Here is a 1,726-nt window from a genome sequence, read left to right as displayed (position 1 = left end):
GTGTGAGTGACACAGCTTCGGCGGTGTGCTTAAGCCCCGCTACATTATCGGCGCAGAACCACTTGACCAGTGAGCTATTACGCACTCTTTCAAGGATGGCTGCTTCTAAGCCAACCTCCTGGTTGTCTCAGCGACTCCACATCCTTTCCCACTGAGCACACACTTAGGGGCCTTAGCTGGTGTTCTGGGCTGTTTCCCTCTCGACGAACGGAGCTTATCCCCGCCGTCTCACTGCCGCGCTCTCACCCATCCGTATTCGGAGTTTGGTTGACTTCGGTAAGCCGGTAAGCCCCCTAGGCCATCCAGTAGCTCTACCCCAGACGGGAAACACACGACGCTGCACCTAAATGCATTTCGGGGAGAACCAGCTATCACGGAGTTTGATTGGCCTTTCACCCCTACCCACAGCTCATCCCCCAGGTTTTCAACCCTGGTGGGTTCGGGCCTCCACGCCGTCTTACCGGCGCTTCACCCTGGCCATGGGTAGATCACCCCGCTTCGGGTCTAGACCACGCGACTCGACGCCCTCTTCAGACTCGCTTTCGCTCCGGCTACCCCACCCGGGTTAACCTCGCCACGCAGCACTAACTCGCAGGCTCATTCTTCAAAAGGCACGCCATCACCCGCAGGCTCTGACGGCTTGCAGGCACACGGTTTCAGGTACTCTTTCACTCCCCTCCCGGGGTACTTTTCATCTTTCCCTCACGGTACTCGTGCACTATCGGTCACCAGGAAGTATTTAGGCTTACCGGGTGGTCCCGGCAGATTCACAGCAGATTCCACGAGCCCGCTGCTACTCGGGGACAACCACCAGACACGCCCATGCAGCTTTCGCGTACGGGACTCTCACCCACTCCGGCCACGCATCCCAACGTGTTCCGCTAACCACACGACGCATCCCCGGAAGTGTCAGCTCCCGGCCATGGCACCCACAACACCGCACACACAACACCTGACAGCTTGACATGCGCACGGTTTAGCCTCCTCCGCTTTCGCTCGCCACTACTCACGGAATCACCGTTGTTTTCTCTTCCTACGGGTACTGAGATGTTTTCACTTCCCCCGCGTTCCCTCCACACACCCTATACATTCAGGTGCGGGTGACACCCCATCACGGGTGCCGGGTTACCCATTCGGACATCCTCGGATCACAGCTCGGTTGACAGCTCCCCGAGGCTTATCGCAGCCTCCCACGTCCTTCATCGGCCCCTGATGCCCAGACATCCACCATGTGCCCTACACAACTTGACCACAAAGATGCTCGCACCCACTCTGCAATTCTCAAACACCACCGAAACAACACCCACGTGCTGCCTCAGACACCCAACAGTACGCCAGCGACCATCACAGCATCCCCCGCGCACCACCACGGCACGCACCAGGACGACACCAACCAGCAGAGGTTCACAATCAGGCTCTAACAAGCCAACAGGCTCCTTAGAAAGGAGGTGATCCAGCCGCACCTTCCGGTACGGCTACCTTGTTACGACTTCGTCCCAATCGCCAGTCCCACCTTCGACCACTCCCCCCGGGAAAACCCGGTTGGGCCGCGGGCTTCGGGTGTTACCGACTTTCATGACGTGACGGGCGGTGTGTACAAGGCCCGGGAACGTATTCACCGCAGCACTGCTGATCTGCGATTACTAGCGACTCCGACTTCACGCAGTCGAGTTGCAGACTACGATCCGAACTGAGACCAGCTTTAAGGGATTCGCTCCACCTCACG

1 rRNA gene and 1 other annotated feature (1 of these 2 cut by a window edge) are annotated in these 1,726 nt (G+C 58.5%); the gene reads right to left on the bottom strand.

Features of this window, described 5'->3' with window-relative positions:
* Positions 1 to 1,251, bottom strand: a sequence feature (23S ribosomal RNA rRNA prediction is too short) (it extends 254 nt beyond the left edge of the window).
* Between the two features lie 190 nt (positions 1,252 to 1,441).
* Positions 1,442 to 1,726, bottom strand: a 16S ribosomal RNA gene (locus SACSA_RS0118500); the annotation flags it as partial.

This window comes from Saccharomonospora saliphila YIM 90502, from assembly GCF_000383795.1.
Lineage (GTDB): Bacteria > Actinomycetota > Actinomycetes > Mycobacteriales > Pseudonocardiaceae > Saccharomonospora > Saccharomonospora saliphila.
The sequence above is the reverse complement of the archived record's forward strand: the minus strand, read 5'-3'. Positions and strand labels throughout refer to the sequence as shown.